At 72.4% G+C, this 19,721-nt stretch carries 18 protein-coding genes and 1 riboswitch; of the genes, 10 read left to right on the forward strand and 8 right to left on the reverse strand.

Annotated elements, in window-relative coordinates; all coding sequences use genetic code 11:
- Nucleotides 1-194 precede the first annotated feature (194 nt).
- The 4 genes from Aph01nite_RS34255 to cobM all read left to right on the forward strand — a co-directional run bounded on the left by Aph01nite_RS34255 (nucleotide 195) and on the right by cobM (nucleotide 4,512).
- Complete coding sequence (locus Aph01nite_RS34255) at nucleotides 195-1,775, forward strand: cobyrinic acid a,c-diamide synthase CobB (RefSeq protein ID WP_204045219.1); 1,581 nt, start codon at nucleotides 195-197, stop codon at nucleotides 1,773-1,775.
- Nucleotides 1,772-2,149 carry a PPOX class F420-dependent oxidoreductase gene (locus Aph01nite_RS34260; protein WP_204045202.1) on the forward strand — a complete coding sequence of 126 codons (378 nt, stop codon included), beginning with the start codon at nucleotides 1,772-1,774 and terminating at the stop codon, nucleotides 2,147-2,149. Before Aph01nite_RS34255 ends, Aph01nite_RS34260 begins: the two co-directional genes overlap by 4 nt.
- Nucleotides 2,150-2,305: 156 nt before the next feature.
- Complete coding sequence (gene cbiE, locus Aph01nite_RS34265; RefSeq protein ID WP_204045203.1) at nucleotides 2,306-3,520, forward strand: precorrin-6y C5,15-methyltransferase (decarboxylating) subunit CbiE; 1,215 nt, start codon at nucleotides 2,306-2,308, stop codon at nucleotides 3,518-3,520.
- A gap of 248 nt (nucleotides 3,521-3,768) precedes the next feature.
- Nucleotides 3,769-4,512, forward strand: a complete 744-nt coding sequence (gene cobM / locus Aph01nite_RS34270; RefSeq protein WP_204045204.1) for a precorrin-4 C(11)-methyltransferase — start codon at nucleotides 3,769-3,771, stop codon at nucleotides 4,510-4,512.
- Nucleotides 4,513-4,614: 102 nt separating this feature from the next.
- Here the strand turns inward: cobM and Aph01nite_RS34275 are convergent, their stop codons facing one another.
- The 5 genes from Aph01nite_RS34275 to Aph01nite_RS34295 are packed head-to-tail and all read right to left on the reverse strand — an operon-like array spanning nucleotide 4,615 to nucleotide 9,791.
- Nucleotides 4,615-5,724, reverse strand: coding sequence for a cobalt-precorrin-5B (C(1))-methyltransferase (locus tag Aph01nite_RS34275; protein WP_204045205.1), 1,110 nt, complete (start codon nucleotides 5,722-5,724; stop codon nucleotides 4,615-4,617).
- Nucleotides 5,721-6,464, reverse strand: a complete 744-nt coding sequence (locus Aph01nite_RS34280; protein WP_204045206.1) for a cobalt-precorrin-6A reductase — start codon at nucleotides 6,462-6,464, stop codon at nucleotides 5,721-5,723. The genes Aph01nite_RS34275 and Aph01nite_RS34280 overlap by 4 nt, the downstream gene beginning before the upstream one ends.
- Nucleotides 6,461-8,005: a precorrin-2 C(20)-methyltransferase gene (locus Aph01nite_RS34285; protein ID WP_204045207.1), complete on the reverse strand. Its 1,545-nt coding sequence runs from the start codon at nucleotides 8,003-8,005 to the stop codon at nucleotides 6,461-6,463. Before Aph01nite_RS34285 ends, Aph01nite_RS34280 begins: the two co-directional genes overlap by 4 nt.
- Nucleotides 8,002-8,622, reverse strand: a complete 621-nt coding sequence (locus tag Aph01nite_RS34290) for a precorrin-8X methylmutase (RefSeq protein WP_204045208.1) — start codon at nucleotides 8,620-8,622, stop codon at nucleotides 8,002-8,004. Before Aph01nite_RS34290 ends, Aph01nite_RS34285 begins: the two co-directional genes overlap by 4 nt.
- The gene (locus tag Aph01nite_RS34295; protein WP_239162197.1) at nucleotides 8,619-9,791 is read right to left on the reverse strand and encodes a ferredoxin-like domain-containing protein; all 1,173 of its coding nucleotides are present in this window, start codon (nucleotides 9,789-9,791) and stop codon (nucleotides 8,619-8,621) included. Before Aph01nite_RS34295 ends, Aph01nite_RS34290 begins: the two co-directional genes overlap by 4 nt.
- A 209-nt stretch (nucleotides 9,792-10,000) precedes the next feature.
- A riboswitch (cobalamin riboswitch) is annotated at nucleotides 10,001-10,117 on the forward strand.
- A gap of 55 nt (nucleotides 10,118-10,172) precedes the next feature.
- On the opposite strand from Aph01nite_RS34295, the gene cobN reads away from it, so the two are divergent.
- On the forward strand, nucleotides 10,173-13,727 hold the full coding sequence (gene cobN / locus Aph01nite_RS34300; protein WP_204045209.1) for a cobaltochelatase subunit CobN: 3,555 nt from the start codon (nucleotides 10,173-10,175) through the stop codon (nucleotides 13,725-13,727).
- Nucleotide 13,728: 1 nt separating this feature from the next.
- Here the strand turns inward: cobN and Aph01nite_RS34305 are convergent, their stop codons facing one another.
- Complete coding sequence (locus tag Aph01nite_RS34305) at nucleotides 13,729-14,640, reverse strand: serine/threonine-protein kinase (RefSeq protein WP_204045210.1); 912 nt, start codon at nucleotides 14,638-14,640, stop codon at nucleotides 13,729-13,731.
- 103 nt (nucleotides 14,641-14,743) lie between these two features.
- On the reverse strand, nucleotides 14,744-15,148 hold the full coding sequence (locus Aph01nite_RS34310; RefSeq protein WP_204045211.1) for a hypothetical protein: 405 nt from the start codon (nucleotides 15,146-15,148) through the stop codon (nucleotides 14,744-14,746).
- A 209-nt stretch (nucleotides 15,149-15,357) separates the two neighbouring features.
- Between Aph01nite_RS34310 and Aph01nite_RS34315 the strand changes: the two genes are divergently transcribed.
- The gene (locus Aph01nite_RS34315; protein WP_204045212.1) at nucleotides 15,358-15,567 is read left to right on the forward strand and encodes a ubiquitin-like protein Pup; all 210 of its coding nucleotides are present in this window, start codon (nucleotides 15,358-15,360) and stop codon (nucleotides 15,565-15,567) included.
- Between the two features lie 133 nt (nucleotides 15,568-15,700).
- Here the strand turns inward: Aph01nite_RS34315 and Aph01nite_RS34320 are convergent, their stop codons facing one another.
- Nucleotides 15,701-16,402, reverse strand: a complete 702-nt coding sequence (locus Aph01nite_RS34320) for a hypothetical protein (RefSeq protein ID WP_204045213.1) — start codon at nucleotides 16,400-16,402, stop codon at nucleotides 15,701-15,703.
- Between the two features lie 200 nt (nucleotides 16,403-16,602).
- Here Aph01nite_RS34320 and prcB point away from each other — a divergent pair, with 200 nt between their 5' ends.
- The 4 genes from prcB to Aph01nite_RS34340 all read left to right on the forward strand — a co-directional run.
- Nucleotides 16,603-17,418, forward strand: a complete 816-nt coding sequence (prcB, locus tag Aph01nite_RS34325) for a proteasome subunit beta (RefSeq protein ID WP_204045214.1) — start codon at nucleotides 16,603-16,605, stop codon at nucleotides 17,416-17,418.
- 16 nt (nucleotides 17,419-17,434) lie between these two features.
- A complete protein-coding gene (gene prcA, locus Aph01nite_RS34330) occupies nucleotides 17,435-18,232 on the forward strand; it encodes a proteasome subunit alpha (protein WP_204045215.1) in 798 nt (265 codons plus the stop codon).
- A gap of 116 nt (nucleotides 18,233-18,348) precedes the next feature.
- Nucleotides 18,349-19,002, forward strand: coding sequence for a hypothetical protein (locus Aph01nite_RS34335; RefSeq protein WP_204045216.1), 654 nt, complete (start codon nucleotides 18,349-18,351; stop codon nucleotides 19,000-19,002).
- Between the two features lie 87 nt (nucleotides 19,003-19,089).
- Nucleotides 19,090-19,721, forward strand: a 632-nt coding sequence (locus Aph01nite_RS34340; protein ID WP_204045217.1) for a proteasome accessory factor PafA2 family protein, incomplete at its 3' end; no start/stop codon positions are given.

Here is a 19,721-nt window from a genome sequence, read left to right on the forward strand (position 1 = left end):
GGAATTGTGACGGTCTGGGGCGGTCATGTGATGCCTGACATCGCGATGTGTGGCGGAAGGATGGCGGCGGGTTCTGTGACCGAGGTGGGGGGAGCGGCTGCCTTGTGCGGTGGCTTGGGGCGGTCGTGTGATGTTGTGGGTTTCGTGATGTGGGAGGGCGGCGGAACGTTGGGGTCGATAGGGTTGGAATGGTGATGGTGCCTCGGCTGGTCGTCGCCGCTCCGGCTTCCGGGGCGGGGAAGACGACCATCGCCACCGGGCTGATGGCGGCGCTGGTGCGGAGTGGACTGGATGTCTCTCCGCACAAGGTGGGGCCGGATTACATCGATCCCGGCTATCACGCTCTGGCCACCGGTCGTCCTGGCCGGAATCTGGATCCTTGGCTCACGTCGGAAGACTTGATCGTCCCGCTCTTCCTGCATGGTGCGGCCGATGCCGACATCGCGGTCATCGAGGGCGTGATGGGTCTTTATGACGGGATGCGCGGGGCTGGTGACTTCGCCTCGACCGCGCATGTCGCGCGGCTGCTCCAAGCGCCGGTCGTGCTGGTCGTGGACGCCACCGGCCAAGGGCGTTCCGTGGCGGCTCTGGTGCACGGGTTCGCCTCGTACGACACCCGGGTGCGCCTGGCGGGAGTGATCCTCAACCGTGTCGGTTCGGCCCGGCACGAGGAGGTGTGCCGGGAGGCCCTCGAATCCACCGGCATCCCCGTCCTCGGCGCGATCCCCCGCACCGCCGACGCGGCCACCCCGTCTCGTCATCTCGGGCTCATCCCGGTCGCCGAACGCCGTACCGAGGCGGCGGAGGCCATCTCCGCCCTCGCCACTTTGATCGACTCAAGCTGTGATATATCCGGACTTGTCGCCCAAGCACACACCGTCGGCCCGATAGCGGGGACGCCGTGGAACCCGGCCGACGCCCTCGCAGCCCTGGGCACCGGGGAATGGGACGCGAGACCTTCGGGTGGCACCCCTCTCGGCGCCAGGCCCCTGAGCATCAGCCTTTCGAACGCCGGGACCTTGGGCGACGGGCATCTGAGCGTCGGCCTTTCGAACGCCGGGACCTTGGGCGACGGGCATCTGAGCGTCGGTCTTCCGAACGTCGGGACCTTGGGCGACGGGCCTTCGAGCATCGGCCTTCCGAACGTCCGGACCCTGGGCGACGGGCCTTCGAGCAGTGGCTCTGCGGGCGCGGGGCCTCGGGTCGCCGTGGCCGGGGGAGCGGCCTTCACCTTCGGTTACGCGGAGCAGGTGGAGTTGCTGGCCGCTGCGGGCGCTGAGGTCGTGACCTTTGATCCGGTACGGGATGAGGACCTGCCGGAGGGTACGCGAGGCGTGATCCTTCCTGGCGGATTTCCGGAGATGTATGCCGAGGAATTGTCCGCCAATGAGCGGCTTCGAGCGCGGATGACCGCGTTCGTGGCGAACGGGGGTGTGGTTGTGGCGGAATGCGCGGGACTGCTCTATCTGAGCCAGGAGCTCGACGGCCACCCGATGTGCGGGATCGTCGACGCCAAAGCCGAAATGACCGGACGGCTGACTTTGGGGTATCGGGACGCGGTAGCCGTACGGGAATCGGTGATGACGCGGGCGGGGGAGCGGTATCGGGGGCATGAGTTCCACCGGACGGTGTGCACCCCGCCGGGGAACCCGGTGTGGCGATGGGTTGACGGTGGCGACGGATACGCTTCCGGTCGGGTGCTGGCCTCCTACCTGCACCTGCACTGGGCGGGCAGTCCGGTGCTGGCCGCGCGATTCGTAGAGGAGTGCTCATGAGTTTCGAGACGTTCTGGAAGGAACGGCACCTCTGCACGCTCACCACGATCCGCCCGGACGGCACGCCCCACGTCGTGCCCGTCGGCGTGACCCTGGACGGCGACACGGCCCGAGTGATCACCAGCGGCCGGTCCCGCAAGGCCGAACACGTCCGTGCGGCCGGACCGGAAGGCGCGTTCGTCGCCGTCTGCCAGGTGGACGGCCGCCGCTGGTCCACCCTCGAAGGCCGCGCCGTCGTCCGCGACGATCCCGCCTCGATCGCCGACGCCGAGAACCGCTACGCCGCCCGCTACCGCCAGCCTCGCCCCAACCCGGAACGCGTCGTCATCGAAATCAGAATCACCCGAATCCTAGGAAACGTCCCCCATGCCTGACCCGCGACGGCACCCTGGCCGGGTCCGTCACCGGACGACATCCGCGATGACTTCCCCGGCCGGGTCCCGCGATCACCTGGATCGACCCAGGTCCCAGTGGCCCGGCCGAGCCAGGCGGCGAACTCACGCGGGCACCGCTCCCTGGGACTGTTGGTCATGACGTACCCGGTGGTCGTCGTGGGGATCGGCGCCGACGGATGGGACGGGCTGTCGCCGGCCGCGCGGCGGGAGATCGAGAGCGCGGACGTGCTGATGGGCAGTGCCCGGCAGCTCGCCCTGGTCGCGACCTACGCCGAGCAGGTCACCTGGCCCTCGCCCCTGCTTCCGGCGCTGCCGGGCCTGCTCGCCGGGTACGGCGGGCGCCGGGTCTGCGTCCTGGCGAGCGGCGACCCCATGTTCCACGGCATCGGCTCGACCCTGGTCCGCATCCTCGGCAGGGAGAACGTCAGGATCGTGCCCTCGCCGTCGTCGGTCTCGCTGGCGTGCGCGCGCATGGGCTGGCCGGTCGAGCGTACCCACGTGGTCAGCGCCGTCGGCCGCCCGCTCGCCGCGCTCAACGCGGCCCTGCGCCCCGGCGAACGCCTCCTGGTGCTCGGCGCCGACCCCGCCCGCGTGGCGGAACTCCTCATCAACGCCGGGTACGGCGAAAGCCCCTTCAGCGTCCTGGAGCTCCTGGGCGCGCCCGGCGAGCACGTCCGCCACACCACCGCCGCGGGCTGGGCCATCTGGGGAGACGACCCGGACCCGCTCAACATCGTGGCCGTCGAATGCCTCGCCGCCCCCGGCACGCCGGTGCCCCCGCGCGTGCCCGGCCTCCCCGACGACAGCTTCGACCACGACGGCCAGCTCACCAAGCGCGAGGTCCGCGCGGTCACCCTCGGCCTGCTCGGCACCGACGGCATCCTCTGGGACATCGGCGCGGGCGCGGGCAGCATCGCCATCGAATGGCTCCGCGCCCACCCCACCGGCACCGCGATCGCCATCGAACGCGACCCGGCCCGCGCCACCCGCATCGCCGATAACGCCGAATCCCTCGGCACCCCCGCGCTGCGCGTCCTCACCGGCTCCGCCCCCGACGCCCTCACCGCCCTCACCATCCCGCCCACCACGATCTTCGTCGGCGGCGGCCTCACCACCCCCGGCCTCCTCGACCAGTGCTGGACCCGCCTGAGCCCGGGCGGCCGCCTGGTCGCCAACGCGGTCACCCTCGAATCCGAAGCCGTCCTCACCACCTGGTACGGCCGCCTCGGCGGCGACCTCCTCCGCCTCTCCGTCAGCAGAGCCGCCCCCATCGGCGCCTTCACCACCTGGCGCCCCCACCTCCCGGTCACCATCTGGTCGGTGACCAAACCCTCCGAGGACCCTCGATGACGCTCCATCTCCCGGGTCACCGCCCGGCGAGTCCTTCGACGACCATGATGTCGATCTGTCTCCGGGGGACGGTCCGGCCCATCGCCAGGTGCCGGAATATCCCAGCGACGATCTCTCCCGGGTCGCCGTCTCGGAGTGGCGAGTCCTCCCATGCGTGCCGATGACGATCCGACTTCAGGTCGCCGTCTGATCGGTGGCCGAATCCTACGAGGAAATGCGATGACGATTCAGCTTTCAGGTGGCTTGCGGTGACGGTTTACTTCATCGGTGCGGGTCCGGGTGCGCCGGATCTCATCACGGTTCGCGGGCAGCGCCTGATCGAACGCCTGCCGGTCTGCCTGTACGCGGGCTCGCTCGTCCCGCCGGAGCTGATCGCCGCCTGCCCGCCGGGCGCGCGGCTGGTCGACACCGCCCGGCTGAACCTGGACGAGATCATCGCCGAACTGGTCGCCGCCAACACCGCCGGCCTGGACGTGGCCCGGCTGCACTCCGGCGACCCGTCCGTCTTCAGCGCCATGGCCGAGCAGATGCGCCGCCTGGACGCCGAGGGCGTCCCCTACGAGGTGGTGCCGGGGGTGCCCGCCTTCGCGGCCGCCGCCGCCACACTCGGGCGTGAGCTGACCGTCCCCGGCGTCGCCCAGACGATCGTCCTCACCCGCACGGCGCTTCGCGCGACCCCCATGCCCGAACGCGAGGACCTTCCCACCCTGAGCCGCAGCCGCGCCACCATGGTCCTGCACCTCGCCGTCCAGCGCGTCGACGCGGTCGTCGCCGACCTCACCCCCGAGTACGGCGCGGACTGTCCCGCGGCCGTCGTCGCCTGGGCGAGCCGCGCGAACGAGACGGTGCTGCGCGGCACCCTGGCCGATATCGCGGCGAAGGTCCACGCCGCCGGCATCACCCGAACCGCCGTCATCATCGTCGGCAGCGCGCTCAGCGCCTCCACGTTTCCGGACAGCCACCTGTATTCCACGACCCGCCCCCGGCCTTGACCGATGAAACGTCTCGGGTGCCGCTGCAAGGTCATGGCAGGGGGCCTCCGGCGCTGTCCCGCTGTTCCTTGTGGGGGGAGTTCGGTCCTGATCGGCCTGGTCCTACGGCTCCGGGCGAACAGGCGGACGCCAAGGTAGCTCGCCGGGCGCGCGGCCGACGACGGCTCCCGCACGGTCGATGACAACGACGTCGACGCAGACGGGCGAACCGGTCAGGACGTTCAGGGCGCTGCTCCGGGCGCGGGCGGCGATGAGGTCGCCGAGGGGGAGGTCCGCGGACTGGGAGAGGCGGAGGGCGTGCAGGGCCGTGTTGGCGGATTCGATCTGGGAGATCAGGTCGGGGGAGGCTCCGGCTTCGGCGGCGAGGGCGCCCAGGAAGGCGGGGTTGACCTGGGAGCGGGCGGAGTGGAGGTCCAGGTGGCCGTCGGCGAGTTTGGCGAGTTTGCCGACGCCGCCGACGATGGTGAGGCGCGGGATGGGGTGGCGGCGCAGGTATTTGAGGACGGCGCCGGCGAAGTCGCCCATGTCGAGGAGGGCGTCGTCGGGCAGGCCGTACAGGGTGGTGGCGACCTGTTCCGAGGTGCTGCCGGTGCAGGCGGCGACGTGGGGGTGGCCGGCGGCGCGGGCGACGTCGACGCCGCGGCGGATGCTGTCGATCCAGGCGGAACACGAGTACGGGACGACGACGCCGGTGGTGCCGAGGATGGACAGGCCGCCGAGGATGCCGAGCCGGGGGTTCCAGGTCTTGCGGGCGAGCTCCTCCCCGCCTTCGACGGAGATCTCCACCACGACGTCGCCGGTGCCGCCGTCGCGGGCGGCGACGGCCGTCACGTGGTCGGTCATCATCCGCCGGGGGACCGGGTTGATCGCGGGCTCCCCGACGGCGAGCGGCAGGCCGGGCTTGGTCACGGTCCCGACGCCGGGCCCGGCCTGGAAGGCCACGCCGGAGCCGGGCACGCCGGGCCGTACCGTGGCCACCACGAGCGCGCCGTGGGTCACGTCCGGGTCGTCGCCCGCGTCCTTGACGATCGCGGCCATCGCCCACCCGTCGCCGAGCGACTCACGCGCCAGCGCGAACGACGGCCGCCTGTCCTTGGGCAGGACGATCTCGACCGGGTCCGGGAACTCGCCGGTGAGCAGCGCCGTGTACGCGGCCGTGGTCGCGGCGGTCGCGCACGCGCCCGTGGTCCATCCGTATCTGAGCCCGCTCATGGCACGAGTATGGCGTCGAGCCAGGCCACCGCCTCGCCGACCGTGCTCGCCGTGCGCACGCCGGGCGGCGGGGGCGGACGCCGTACCACGACGACGGGAAGGCTCAGCTCGCGGGCGGCGGCGAGCTTGGCGGAGGTCATCGCGCCGCCGCTGTCCTTGGTGACGACCACGTCGATCCGGTGCCCGCGCATGAGGGCGAGTTCCCCTTCGCGCGTGTACGGCCCCCGGCTGAGCAGCACCTCCATCCGGGGCGGAAACGGCGGCTCCGGCGTGTCGACCGACCGCGCCAGGAACCACACGCCGGACAGGTGGGCGAAGACGGCCAGGCTGCGGCGGCCGGTCGTGAGGAACGCGCGCGAGCCGACGGCCGGCAGCAGCGCCGCGGCCTCCTCCAGGGTGGCCGTCCACCGCCAGTCGTCGCCGGGCGCGGCGGTCCAGCCGGGCCTGCGCAGCACCAGCAGCGGAACCCCCGCGCGCTCGGCCGCCGCCACGGCGGAGGCGGTCATCCGCGCCGCGAACGGATGCGACGCGTCCACGACCACGTCCACCCGCTCCGCGCGCAGCCAGTCGGCGAGCCCGCCGGGCCCGCCGAACCCGCCGATCCGGACCTCGCCCTCGGGCAGCCGGGGATCGTTCACCCGCCCCGCCAGCGACGAGACCGTCCGCATCCGCCCGTGTACGGCCGCCGCCAGCCGCCTGGCCTCGTCCGTCCCCCCGATGATCAGCAGCCGGGGGCTCATGCCGGATAGCGGCGCGGCGTGAACACGACGTCCCCCCGCTCCCTGGCGACGATCCGCGTGGTCGACGACCCGACGATCAGCAGGCAGCGCATGTCCACGCCGGCCGGGTCCAGCTCGCCCAGCGTGGTCACGCGGACGTCCTCCGCGGGCGAGCCCACGGCACGCCCGATGATCACCGGCGTGCCGGGGTCGCGATGCTCCAGGAGCAGGTCCCGGGCCGCCGCCACCTGCCAGGTCCTGGTCCTGGACGCCGGGTTGTACACGGCCAGCACCAGATCCGCCCGCGCGGCGGCGCGCACCCGGTCCGCCACGACCTCCCACGGTTTGAGCTGGTCCGACAGGGAGATCACGCAGTAGTCGTGCCCGAGCGGCGCCCCGGCCCGCGCCGCGACCGCGTGCGCCGCCGTGAGCCCCGGAACCACCCGTACGGGCACGCCCGCGAACCGCTCCTCGCAGGCCACCTCCAGCACCGCGCTCGCCATCGCGAAGACGCCGGGATCGCCCGAGGAGACCACCGCCACCCGCGACCCGGACAGCGCCAGCTCCAGCGCGTGGGCGGCCCGCTCGGCCTCGACCCGGTTGTCGGTCGCGTGCCGCTTCTGGCGCGGGTTCGCGGGCACCCGGTCCAGGTAGGGCCCGTACCCGACCAGTTCGTCGGCGGTCATCAGCGCGTCCTGCGCCTCGGGCGTCAGCCACGGCCGCCCGGCGGGGCCGAGCCCGACGACGGCCACCTCGCCCGCCGCCGGCGGCGGGGCCGTACGCGCCGGCGGGGCGGCCGGGTCGCGTACCGGGCTGGGCAGCAGAGCCAGCGAGAAGTAGGGCACGGAGGCCGGGTCCACGTCGGCCAGGGGGGCGATGCGCTCGCCCGCCGTGGTGGCCCGCTCCACGTACCAGGCGTCGTCCAGCCGGCCCGCCGCCGCGAAGGCGTCCCGCACCTTCTCGAAGGTACGGCCCAGCTTCAGGATCGCCACCGAGTCCGCCGACCCGATGTGCGCGGCGAGCCGTTCCGCCGGAAGCGTGCCCGGCAGGACCGTCAGCGTCTCGTCCCGCTCGACCAGCGGGCGCCCCAGCACGGCCGCCGCCCCGCTCACCGACGTCACCCCCGGCACGACCTCGGTCTCGTACCGGTGCGCCAGCCGCTTGTGCATGTGCATGTACGACCCGTAGAACATCGGGTCGCCCTCGCACAGCACGACCACGTCCCGGCCCGCGTCCAGATGCTCCGCCAGCCGGATCGCGCACGCCGCGTAGAAGTCGTCGAGCGCGCCCTGGTAGCCGCCCGGATGGCCGGTCGTCTCCGTGGTGACCGGGTAGACGAGCGCCTCCTCGACCTGGTCGCCGCTCAGGTAGGGGGCCGCCACCGAGCGGGCGATGCTCCGGCCGTGGCGGGCGCTGTGGTAGGCGATCACCCCGGCGGAGCCGATCAGCCGGGCCGCCTTCACGGTCACCAGCTCGGGGTCCCCGGGGCCGAGGCCGACGCCGTACAGCCGGCCGGGGTTGTTCGCGGGCCGGGTCACCTGGTTCGCACCATCCTCGTTCATTCTTCTTCGCTCGCGATCGCGTTGATCGCCGCGGCCGTCATGGCGCTGCCGCCCCGGCGTCCCCGTACCACCAGGAACTCCAGGTCGTCGCGGGCGGCGAGCGCGTCCTTGGACTCCGCCGCGCCGATGAAGCCGACCGGAACCCCCAGCACGGCGGCGGGCCGTCCCGCGCCTTCGTCGATCATCTCCAGCAGCCGGAAGAGCGCCGTCGGCGCGTTGCCGATGGCCACGACCGAGCCCTCCAGGCGGTCCCGCCACAGTTCCAGCGCCGCCGCGCTCCTGGTGGTGCCCAGCCGCCCGGCCAGGGCGGGTACGCGGGGGTCGCTCAGCGTGCAGACCACGTCGTTGCCGGCGGGCAGCCGTCTGCGGGTCACGCCGGAGGCCACCATCCAGGCGTCGCACAGCACCGGCGCGCCGCCCCGCAGGGCCGCCTCCGCCGCCGCGACCACGCCGGGCGACCAGGCCAGATCCCGGACGAGATCCACCATCCCGCAGGCGTGGATCATCCGGACGGCCACCCGCGCCACGTCCCGCGGGAGCCCGTCCAGCTCCGCCTCGGCGCGGATCGTGGCGAACGACCGCCGGTAGATCTCCGCCCCGTCCCGGACGTAAGTCACCCCATCCTCCTGACCCGCACGTCCTCGACCACGGCGTGCAACCCCCGATGCGTACGGCTCACGCCCCCGCGATCCACCCGATATCCCCCTTCGACCGCCACCACGTCCACGACCTCGCCCCGGGGCCGCCCGCAACGCCGCTCGCACCCGGCCCAGTGCACGGCCACCCCGCCACCAATGACCGGCACCGACGACCGGGCGTCGCCCTGTACGTCGCTCAGCGACTTCGCGCATCCCGGCCGGCCCGCGCACGCCGAGACGCCGATCCACGCCGACCGCGGATCGGTGACCAGCCCCGCCTCCACCAGCCGGGCCCCGGCCCACCCGATCCTGTCACCGGTGAGCCCCAGCACGACCACGCCCCGCCACGGCGTCAGCCGCACCTGCGCGCCCTCCTCGGCCAGTCGCGCCAGCACCTCCACCTGGGCGGCGGACAGCCGCCCCAGCGGAACCGCCGCGCCGACCGCGGCGGTCCCGTCCCGCAGCGGGATCACTCCCACCAGTTCCTGCAGCGCCGGGCCGGCTCCCACGGGTTCGTCCCGTAACGTGCCGGATCGGGCGGCCTCAGGCAGCCGGGCCGCCGTCCTGGCGGGCCCGTCCGGAAGCTCGGACAGCCGCCACGCGTGGCTGCCGTCCTCGGCGCGCACGGCCAGGAAGCTCTCCGCCGCCGCCAGCATCAGCGGCACGGCCGACCCGGCGGAGCAGCGCAACCCCTGATCCGTGCCACCCAGCAGGACCGCGACGCCGCCCGCCAGGGGGACGGCCGTCACGTCCGCGTCCAGCGCGGCCACGTCCCCGGTCCCGTCGTCCAGGGCGAACAGGAAACGGCCGGGCAGGCCGGCCAGCGGCGTACACGAGATCAGCTCTCGGTCCAGGGCGGTGACCAGCGGGCGCACGCCGAGCACGCCGCGCGGGCCGAGCCCGGTCAGCGGAGACGCGACGATGTTGCGGACCCGCTCATGGGTGGCCGACGGCAGCAGACCCGCCGCCGCGATGCGATCGGCGAAGGCGACCGGATCGCGCACCGCCCTGACCTGCACGTTCGCGCGGGACGTCAGCTCGACGCAGCCGTCCCCGAGATCCGCTGCCAGGGCGCGGAGCCCGGCCGCGGAGATCTCCCCGCCGGGTACGCGCACCCGCGCCAGCGGCCCGTCGGCGGCCTCGTGCAACTGCAGGGCTCCAGGGCAGGCATCAGATCCACGTCGGATGTGATCTAAGACGCTTCGCGTCGGAATCCCTGATTGTCCGGCAATGGCCACGTCCTGGATCGTAGGGCCTTTACGGGCGCTTTGCTCCCCAGGGGGCGGGCGTTGGTGACCTTTGGGCGGGGTGTCCTGGAAAGCGAGGTTGGCATAGGCTCCTCGTGGCGACGGCGTACGAGGAAGCCGGTGTGAATCCGGCGCGGTCCCGCCACTGTCACCGGGGAGCGAACCCCACCAGGGCCACTGTCACAGGGAAGGCCGGGGGGAGCGTCGAGCCGGGAGCCAGGACACTCGCGCCGCCGCGGCTTCCGACGACCCGGGGCGCGGACCCCGAGGGAGGGCTTTCGCGTGATCCTGCTGCTGTCCACGTCCGACACCGACCTGCTGAGCGCCCGTGCCAGCGGCGCCGGCTACCGCCTCGCCAACCCGGCCAGGATCCGGCCGGACGACCTGCCCGCCCTGCTGGACGGCGCCGAACTCGTCGTCGTCCGGCTCCTCGGCGGCCGCCGGGCCTGGGAGGAGGGCCTGGACGCGCTGCTCGCCGGGCCGGTCCCGGTCGTCGTGCTCGGCGGCGAGCAGGCTCCGGACGCCGAGCTGATGGAGCTCGCCACGGTCCCCGGCGGCGTCTGCGCCGAGGCGCACGCCTACCTGGCCCACGGCGGCCCCGCCAACCTCGCGGAGCTGCACCGCTTCCTGTCCGACACCGTGCTGCTCACCGGCCACGGCTTCGAACCGCCCGCCGCCCTCCCCACCTGGGGAGTCCTGCCCCGCGCGCAGGCCGGGGACGGCGGCCCGCTCGTCGGCGTGCTCTACTACCGGGCCCACCACGTGGCCGGCAACACCGCGTTCGTGGAGACGCTCTGCGACGCCGTCGAAGCCGCCGGCGGACGCGCGTTACCCGTCTACTGCGCGTCCCTGCGCACGGCCGAGCCCGGCCTGTTCGAGGCCCTGGGCACGGTGGACGCTCTCGTCGTCACCGTGCTGGCCGCCGGTGGCACCCGCCCGGCCACCGCCTCGGCCGGCGGCGACGACGAAGCCTGGGACGTGGGCGCTCTGGCGGAGCTGGACATCCCGATCATCCAGGGGCTCTGCCTCACCGGCGACCGCGCCACCTGGGCGGCGGGCGACGACGGCCTCTCGCCGCTGGACGCCGCCACCCAGGTCGCCATCCCCGAGTTCGACGGCCGCATCATCACCGTCCCCTTCTCCTTCAAGGAGATCGACCCGGACGGCCTCACCGTGTACGTCGCCGACCCCGAGCGCGCCGCCCGGGTCGCCGGCATCGCCGTACGGCACGGGCGGCTGCGGCACGTGCCCGCCGCCGGACGCCGGATCGCGATCATGCTGTCCGCGTACCCCACCAAACACTCCCGCATCGGCAACGCCGTCGGCCTGGACACCCCGGCGAGCGTCGTACGCCTCCTGGACGCCATGGCCGCCCGCGGGTACACCCTCGGCGACGACCTGCCCCGGCACGACGGGGACGCGCTCATCCACGCCCTCATCGCGGCCGGCGGACAGGACCCCGACTGGCTGACCGAGGAGCAACTGGCCGGCAACCCCGTACGCATCCCCGCCGGCCGCTACACCGCCTGGTACCGAACCCTGCCCGAGGACCTGCGCGAGGCGATGGAACGGCACTGGGGGCCGCCGCCCGGCGAACTCTACGTCCAGGACGGCGACATCGTGCTGGCCGCCCTGCGGTCCGGCAACGTCGTCGTCATGGTGCAGCCGCCGCGCGGCTTCGGCGAGAACCCGATCGCCATCTACCACGACCCCGACCTGCCGCCCAGCCACCACTACCTCGCCGCCTACCGGTGGCTGTCGGACACGTTCCAGGCGGACGCGGTCGTGCACGTCGGCAAGCACGGCAACCTCGAATGGCTCCCCGGCAAGTCCGCGGGGCTGTCCGCCTCCTGCGGCCCGGACGCCGCCCTCGGCGACCTGCCGCTGGTCTACCCGTTCCTGGTCAACGACCCGGGCGAGGGCACCCAGGCCAAACGCCGCGCCCACGCCACCCTGGTCGACCACCTCGTGCCGCCGATGGCCCGCGCCGACAGCTACGGCGACCTGGCCCGGCTGGAGCAGCTGCTGGACGAGCACGCCTCCATCGCCGCGATGGACCCCGCCAAGCTGCCCGCCGTACGCGCCCAGATCTGGACGCTCATCCAGGCCGCCCGCCTCGACCACGACCTGGGCCTGGAGGACCGCCCCCACGACGCCGAGTTCGACGACTTCCTGCTGCACGTGGACGGCTGGCTGTGCGAGGTCAAGGACGTGCAGATCCGCGACGGCCTGCACGTGCTGGGCGTGGCCCCCGAGGGCGAGGCCAGGGTGGACCTGGTCCTGGCCATGCTCCGGGCCCGGCAGATGTGGGCGGGCTCGGAGGCGCTGCCCGGCCTGCGCGAGGCGCTCGGCCTGTCCGAGGCCGGTGGCGAGGCCCGCGCGGACGTGGACGGCGCGGAGACGGCCGCCCGCGCGCTCGTCTCGGCCATGGAGGCGCGCGGCTGGGACCCCGAGGCGGCGGAAGTCGTGGTCCGGGAGACGCCCCTCGGCGAGCACGCCGATCCCGGGCTGGCCGAGCGGGTCCTGCGGTTCGCCGCCACCGAGATGGTGCCCCGGCTGGCCCGTACCACCGACGAGATCGGCAACGTGCTGCACGCGCTCGACGGCGGCTACGTCCCCGCCGGGCCCAGCGGATCGCCGCTGCGCGGCCTGGTCAACGTGCTGCCGACCGGGCGCAACTTCTACTCGGTGGACCCGAAGGCCGTGCCCAGCCGCCTGGCCTGGGAGACCGGCCAGGCCATGGCCGAGTCGCTGGTCGAACGCTACCGCGCCGACACCGGCGACTGGCCCCGGTCGGTGGGCCTGTCCATCTGGGGGACCAGCGCGATGCGCACGGCCGGGGACGACATCGCCGAGGTGCTCGCCCTGCTCGGCGTGCGGCCGGTCTGGGACGACGCCTCCCGCCGCGTCACCGGCCTGGAGGCGATCCCCGCCGAGGAGCTGGGCCGGCCGCGGGTGGACGTCACCGTCCGCGTCAGCGGCTTCTTCCGGGACGCGTTCCCGCACGTCGTGGCCATGCTGGACGACGCGGTCAAGCTCGTCGCCGGGCTGGACGAACCGGGCAACTTCGTGCGGGAGCACGTACTCGCGGACGCGGCCAGGGGCGAGCGCGCCACCCTGCGGATCTTCGGTTCCGCCCCGGGCGCGTACGGCGCGGGCCTGCTCCCGCTCATCGACAGCCGCAACTGGCGCGACGACGCCGACCTGGCCGAGGTGTACGCGGTCTGGGGCGGTTACGCCTACGGCCGCGGCGTGGACGGCGTCCCCGCCCGGGAGGACATGGAGTCCGCGTACCGCCGGATCAACATCGCCGCCAAGAACGTCGACACCCGCGAGCACGACATCGCCGACTCCGACGACTACTTCCAGTACCACGGCGGCATGATCGCCACCGTGCGCGCCCTCACCGGCCGGGCTCCCGCCGCCTACATCGGCGACAGCACCCGGCCCGACGCCGTACGAACCCGCAGCCTGTCCGAGGAGACCAGCCGGATCTTCCGGGCCCGTGTCGTCAACCCCCGCTGGCTGGCCGCGATGCGCCGGCACGGCTACAAGGGCGCGTTCGAACTGGCCGCCACCGTCGACTACCTGTTCGGCTACGACGCCACCACCGGCGTCGTGGCCGACTGGATGTACGACAAGCTCGCCGCCACGTACGTCCTGGACGAGGAGAACCGGCGTTTCCTCAGCGAGTCCAACCCCTGGGCGCTGCACGGCATCGCCGAACGCCTCCTGGAGGCGGCCGGCCGCGGCATGTGGGAGCACCCGGACCCCGACATCCTCCAGCGACTCCAGGAGGCATTCCTCAAGGCGGAAGGAGACCTGGAGGACAGCTGAGCTAGAGCATGAAGATGCCGCGGGGCAGGTTCTCGCTGGACGGGAGGGTCTGCGGGCGGCGGCCGGGAGTGGCGGTGGAGATGCCCTCCCGGCGCAGGATGTCGGCCAGCAGCAGGGCGACGGCCTCCCCGGTCAGGCGGCGGCGCGGCTCCCGCCGCAGCAGGCCCTCGATCACCGGCCAGAGGGACCCGGCGTTGTGCGGCGGGTCGGGCTCGTGGGTGAGCGCCATGCCGAGCATCGCGCTCGGCCCGTCCCCCGGATAGGGCGGGCGCCCCTCCACCGCCATGTACATGGTCGCCCCCAGCGACCACAGGTCGGAGGCGTGCGTGGCGGGCTCGCCGCGCATGCGCTCGGGGGCCAGGTAGGCGGCGGAACGGGCGAGCGGGATGGTCTGGGAGGCGTTCGGGGAACCGGCGTCCTCCTCCAGCGCGGCGATGCCGAAGTCGGTGAGGACCACGCGGTCGCCGGTGAGCAGGATGTTCTCCGGCTGGATGTCGCCGTGCATGACCCCGCAGTGGTGGGCGTGCCGGATCCCGGCCAGCAGCTGGAAGCCCAGCCAGGCCGACCAGCGGATCGGGACGCGGCCGATGTGCTCCATCGTCTCCTTGAGGGTCAGGCCCTCCAGGAACTCGGTCACGATCCAGAAACGCCCGTGCTCCTCGAACAGGTCGTGCACGGTGATGATCCCGGGGTGGCTCAGCCGGGCCGCGGACCGCGCCTCCTTGAGCGCGCGCCGCCGGGTGCCCTCCAGATCGGGCATGTCCAGGCGGTACGGCGGCTGCACCTCCTTGATCGCCACGTCCCGGGTCAGCCGCAGGTCATGGGCCTGCCACATGATGCCCGTGCCGTCACGACGAATCGGCGAGGCCAGCCGATAGCGCTCCAGGAGCAGTCGTGCGCGATCCGTTCCCATATCCACCTGTCTGCTCCGTGCCCGCCGTACCCGAGTCCATATTGTGCTCTGGCACGGTTCCGGCGGGCGGCGTCACTCCCTGGACGGGAGATAACGATCCGATCTACACCAGGCCGATCCCGAGGATCATCGTTCCGGCCCCCAGTCCGACTCCGCCGAGCACGGTAAGCCATATCAGCTTGTTCGGCTTGGTGTCTGACGGCCGTACGACCGACAGGAAGAAACCGAGCGGCATCAGGATGGGGGCGGCGACGATCAGCGCCCGGGCGAGAGAGCGCATCCCGTCCGAAAGATCCGCTTGATCTAGGTATAGCAGGGCGACCAGCGCGAAGAGTACTAAAACGCCCGCATGGGCGTGTCCGGCCCGCCAGAGGCCGCGCCTGACCGGGTTGTCGAGGTAGCCGGGAATGCGCCCGAGGATGTGGCCCAGCAGGGACAGGCCGCCGATGCCGACGGCGGAGACGGTGATGAGCAGCAATCCGGCCGTGCCGAGGGAAGAGGGGGACATGCGCGTATCCGTTCAGATTGGAGAGCGATGCTATCCAATTATTGGATAGTCTTGCTATCCAGTCAAGGGCACTTGCGTTTCCGCCGTTCAGGGGGTTGTCTGTCGGGACCGCTTCGCCGAGCCAAAGATCACACGACGATTCAGGCGAGTTGTCGGCCGGTTCGGGGAAGATATGAAGCAGAGACGTCCCCCGAGCGGAGGTATCACCGATGGCGAGCAAGGACACCGGCGGTCAGAAGCAGACCGGCCGCCAGGACAGCGAGACCCAAGACGTCGAGGCGCAGGACGCCACCGACGTCCAGGAACGGCACGAGAAGCTCACCGACGACGTGGACGCGATCCTCGACGAGATCGACGAGGTGCTCGAGGAGAACGCCGAGGAGTTCGTGCGCAGCTACGTTCAGAAGGGCGGCGAGTAAGGGGGGGAGCCCCGTCCAGTTTGACCGAAGTCGAGCGGACGTTCGCCGGGCCGGGCGGGCTCTTCGGCCTTCCCGGCCTCCGGCGGAGTCCGGGGGATTCTCTGCGTGAACCGCGGCGTTCCTGTCCCAGTCCTCACTGAGATAGGGCGCCGCGTCGTTCTTCTCCGGGCCCCGCGAGCAGGCCGTGACGGTATTCCGCGGCCAGCCGGGCCAGCGCCGGTTCGCCGGCCCTCCACGGCAGGACCGCGAGCCGCGCCGCCGACGCCGGGTCCCGCAGCACCGCCAGCCGGCCGGGAACCGGCTCCCAGCCCGCCGGCAGCTCCCCGGCCAGCGCCTCCAGCCGGGCGAAGGGCTCACCCGCCCGCAACTCCACCCGCAGGACCGCCTCCGCGCCGGCGATCTCCATGGCCGAGACCAGGGTGCCCCGCAGCACGTCGTCCACCTCCGCCGGGTCCGGCAGCCCGGGGCCGCCGGCCTCCGCGCCGCCCGCCGCCCGCAGCGTGATCACGCCGTCCAGCGCCGCCACCCGGAGCAGGCCGTTGTCGAGCACGCCGGGGCCGGGCAGCGAGCCACCGCCGCCCGGACGGGGGTTCAGGGCAGGAGCCGCGGACGCGACCAGGACGATCCGCCCCGCAGCCGGGACCGTGACCCACGCCGCGACGGTCACCGAGGGTTCCACCACCCGGCCGTCCACCAGCGAAGGCCCGTGCTCCAGCCACTGCACCGGCACCCAGGACCCGTCCGCCGTGACCAGGTGCGGGCGGCTCTCCGGCAGCTCCGCGAAGATCACCCCCGTCCGCTCGTACGGCGAGGGGTTGCGCACCACGATCTCCACGGTGCCCATGATCCCCCGATCGGTACACGCGGGGCGCAAGGGGTACGAATATAAGTCTGGGATCTTCGGGGCGGTTCGCGCTCAGCTGATCGGGAAGAGTGCAAGCAGTGCGCCGAGGTGAGTAGGGTCGGCCTAAACAGACGACAATTGGAGGGAGTCGCGTGGCATCTCAGCATGAGGCGCCGGCCAGCAGGAGCTGGATGAACAACCTCTTCACGAATACCGGTTCCTCGTCGTTCAGCGGGTTCCTGGGCGAGCACGCGCCGGATCTGCTGCCGTTCCGGAACCAGCAGCTGGCCGCGCCGGTCGGCGACCAGATTCCGCACGCGACCACGATCGTCGTGGTGACCTGCGCGGGCGGCGTCGTGATGGCGGGCGACCGACGCGCCACCTCCGGCAACATCATCTCGCAGCGGGACATGCAGAAGGTGTTCCGCACCGACGACTACTCCTGCCTCGGCATCGCCGGAACCGCCAGCACCGGCATCGAGATGGCCCGGCTCTACCAGGTCGAGCTCGAACACTACGAGAAGATGGAGGGCCGCTCGCTCTCCACCGAGGGCAAGGCCAACCGGCTCGCCACCATGATCAAGGGCAACCTGCCCATGGCCATGCAGGGCCTGGTGGTCGTCCCCATCTTCGCGGCGTACGACCCGAATCTGGACGCGGGGCGGATCTTCGGCTACGACGTGGGCGGCGGGCCGTACGAGCAGTTCCAGTACCACTCGATCGGGTCCGGCTCGATCTTCGCCAAGGGGTCGCTGAAGAAGCTCTACCGGGAGAACGCCTCCCCGGAGGACGCGGTGCTGACCTGCGTGCAGGCCCTGTACGACGCGGCCGACGACGACTCGGCGACCGGCGGGCCCGACGTGACCCGCAAGATCTGGCCGGCGGTCGCGGTGATCACGGCGGACGGTTTCCGGCGGCTGAGCGACGACGAGGTCGCGGGCTACGTGCAGGCGATGCTGGAAGCCCGGATGACCGACCCCGACGGCCCCACCGCCCCGCTGCGCTAGAGAGGAACCCCACGAGGTGTCCATACCTTTCGGATACGCATCGCCCGAGCAGATCATGCGCGACCGGGCGGAATACGCGCGGAAGGGCATCGCCCGCGGCCGGAGCGTGGTCGTGATGCAGTACGCGGACGGAATCCTGTTCGTCGCGCCGAACCCGTCCAAGGCCCTGCACAAGATCAGCGAGATCTACGACCGGATCGGCTTCGCCGCCGTCGGCCGCTACAACGAGTTCGAGTCGCTGCGCCTGGCGGGGATCAGGTACGCGGACATCAACGGCTACACCTACAACCGCAACGACGTCACCGGCCGCGGCCTGGCCAACCTGTACGCGCAGCAGCTCGGCATGATCTTCACCGACTCGATCAAGTCGCTGGAGGTGGAGATCGTGGTCGCCGAGGTGGGCGACAGCGCCGAGGAGGACCAGATCTACCGGCTCACCTTCGACGGCTCGGTCTTCGACGAGCAGGGCATGGCCGTCATCGGCGGCCAGTCCGAGGCGGTGGCCGGGCGGCTCAAGGAGCGCTACCGTCCCGGCCTGCCGCTGGGCGAGGCCCTGGACGCGGCCCTCGTCGCGCTGACCGAGCCGGGCGGGGAGCGCTCGCCGGTCGGGCAGCTGGAGGTCGCCGTGCTGGACCGTACCCGGGAGCAGCGCAAGTTCCAGCGCCTGGCCGGGCCGCGCCTGGAGCGCCTGCTGACGTCCTCCACGCCCGCGCCCGCCCCCGAGCCGACTCTGCCGGAGAAGGGCGCTCCGGAGGTCGACACCGGCCCCCCCACCGCCCCCGACGGCGACATCGACACCGGCTCCGAGCCCTGAGCCCCCGGATGGCCACCGATACGCGGTGGCCATCCGGTTCTCCGGTCCCGCCCGGCCTCCGGCGAGCCCCCATTCTGGGCACAACCAAATCGGCATTTCGCTAGTCTTTTCCCCATATGACGACTTATATCCGGCAGGCCGTGCTGGCCGTCGCCGTGCTCTCGCTAGCCGCCTGCTCGGGAACCGAGGCCGCGGCCCCCGCCGCCACCGTGACCGTCACGGCCCCCGCCCCGTCCGGCCCGGCCACCGTCACGGCCACCCCGGCCGCCGAGCCCACGCCCGGCTCGACCACGGCGCAGACGACCTCCGCGCCGCCCGGTTCGGTGACCGAGCCGTCCGACGACTACGACCAGACCGACGTCATCGGTCCCAAGCAGCCCGCGATCCAGGGCGCCAAGTTCCAGTTCGACCCCGGCCACGACTTCACCAAGCGCATCAGCCCCAGCTCCGACGGCATCCTGCGCGGCCGTTTCGTCACCATGCAGGACGGCGACACCGCCGAGTACGTCCCGGTCCGCTGGGAGGGCGGCACCTTCGTCGGCCCGGCCGAGGGCGACTCCACCGCCTACGCCGCGCGGCTCGCCCCCGGCGTGGTCTACCTGAGCGCCACCGGCTGCACCGGCAACGACCAGACCATCAACGACGACGCGCTCGGCACCGAGCGCTGCACCCGGGCGCGACTCGCCGAACACGCCGCGCAGGGCCGCCTCACCGCCATGATCACCGTGCGGAACGGCCAGATCACGAAGGTAGTGGAGATCTATTTCTGACCCCCGGACGGCCCCGGGATATCGCCCGCCGACAATCCGCTTCATGATCCCTATGTCGTTTCGCCATTCGGGGCATAGGGTGAGGTGATGGATCGTCGCATCTTCGGGCTTGAGAACGAGTACGGCGTCACCTGCGTCTTCCGCGGGCAGCGAAGGCTGTCACCGGACGAGGTGGCGCGGTACCTGTTCCGGCGAGTGGTGTCCTGGGGCCGATCGAGCAACGTCTTCCTCCGCAACGGCGCGCGTCTGTACCTGGACGTGGGCAGCCATCCCGAGTACGCCACGCCTGAGTGCGACAACGTCGTGGAGCTGGTGGCCCACGACAAGGCGGGCGAGCGCATCCTCGAAGGCCTGCTGGTGGACGCCGAGAAGCGGCTCCGCGAAGAGGGCATCGCCGGGGACATCTACCTGTTCAAGAACAACACCGACTCGGCCGGCAACTCCTACGGCTGCCACGAGAACTACCTGGTCGGGCGGCACGGCGAGTTCGGCCGCCTGGCCGACGTGCTGATCCCGTACCTGGTCACCCGGCAGATCATCTGCGGCGCGGGCAAGGTGCTGCAGACACCGCGTGGAGCGGTCTACTGCGTCTCGCAGCGGGCCGAGCACATCTGGGAGGGCGTCTCCTCGGCGACCACCCGGAGCCGCCCCATCATCAACACCAGGGACGAGCCGCACGCCGACGCCGAGCGGTTCCGCCGCCTGCACGTCATCGTGGG

The sequence above is a fragment of the Acrocarpospora phusangensis genome, from assembly GCF_016862995.1.
In the GTDB taxonomy this organism is placed as follows: domain Bacteria; phylum Actinomycetota; class Actinomycetes; order Streptosporangiales; family Streptosporangiaceae; genus Acrocarpospora; species Acrocarpospora phusangensis.

What these genes read in the sequence shown, in the direction of transcription:
- Aph01nite_RS34315 (WP_204045212.1), top strand. Translation starts at nt 15,358, where the DNA reads ATGGCGAGCAAGGACACCGGCGGTCAGAAGCAGACCGGCCGCCAGGAC.
- Aph01nite_RS34260 (WP_204045202.1), top strand. Translation starts at nt 1,772, where the DNA reads ATGAGTTTCGAGACGTTCTGGAAGGAACGGCACCTCTGCACGCTCACC.
- Aph01nite_RS34285 (WP_204045207.1), bottom strand. Translation starts at nt 8,005, where the DNA reads ATGAACGAGGATGGTGCGAACCAGGTGACCCGGCCCGCGAACAACCCC.
- Aph01nite_RS34310 (WP_204045211.1), bottom strand. Translation starts at nt 15,148, where the DNA reads ATGTCCCCCTCTTCCCTCGGCACGGCCGGATTGCTGCTCATCACCGTC.
- Aph01nite_RS34275 (WP_204045205.1), bottom strand. Translation starts at nt 5,724, where the DNA reads ATGAGCGGGCTCAGATACGGATGGACCACGGGCGCGTGCGCGACCGCC.
- Aph01nite_RS34280 (WP_204045206.1), bottom strand. Translation starts at nt 6,464, where the DNA reads ATGAGCCCCCGGCTGCTGATCATCGGGGGGACGGACGAGGCCAGGCGG.
- Aph01nite_RS34305 (WP_204045210.1), bottom strand. Translation starts at nt 14,640, where the DNA reads ATGGGAACGGATCGCGCACGACTGCTCCTGGAGCGCTATCGGCTGGCC.
- Aph01nite_RS34255 (WP_204045219.1), top strand. Translation starts at nt 195, where the DNA reads ATGGTGCCTCGGCTGGTCGTCGCCGCTCCGGCTTCCGGGGCGGGGAAG.
- Aph01nite_RS34335 (WP_204045216.1), top strand. Translation starts at nt 18,349, where the DNA reads ATGACGACTTATATCCGGCAGGCCGTGCTGGCCGTCGCCGTGCTCTCG.
- prcB (WP_204045214.1), top strand. Translation starts at nt 16,603, where the DNA reads ATGAACAACCTCTTCACGAATACCGGTTCCTCGTCGTTCAGCGGGTTC.
- cbiE (WP_204045203.1), top strand. Translation starts at nt 2,306, where the DNA reads ATGACGTACCCGGTGGTCGTCGTGGGGATCGGCGCCGACGGATGGGAC.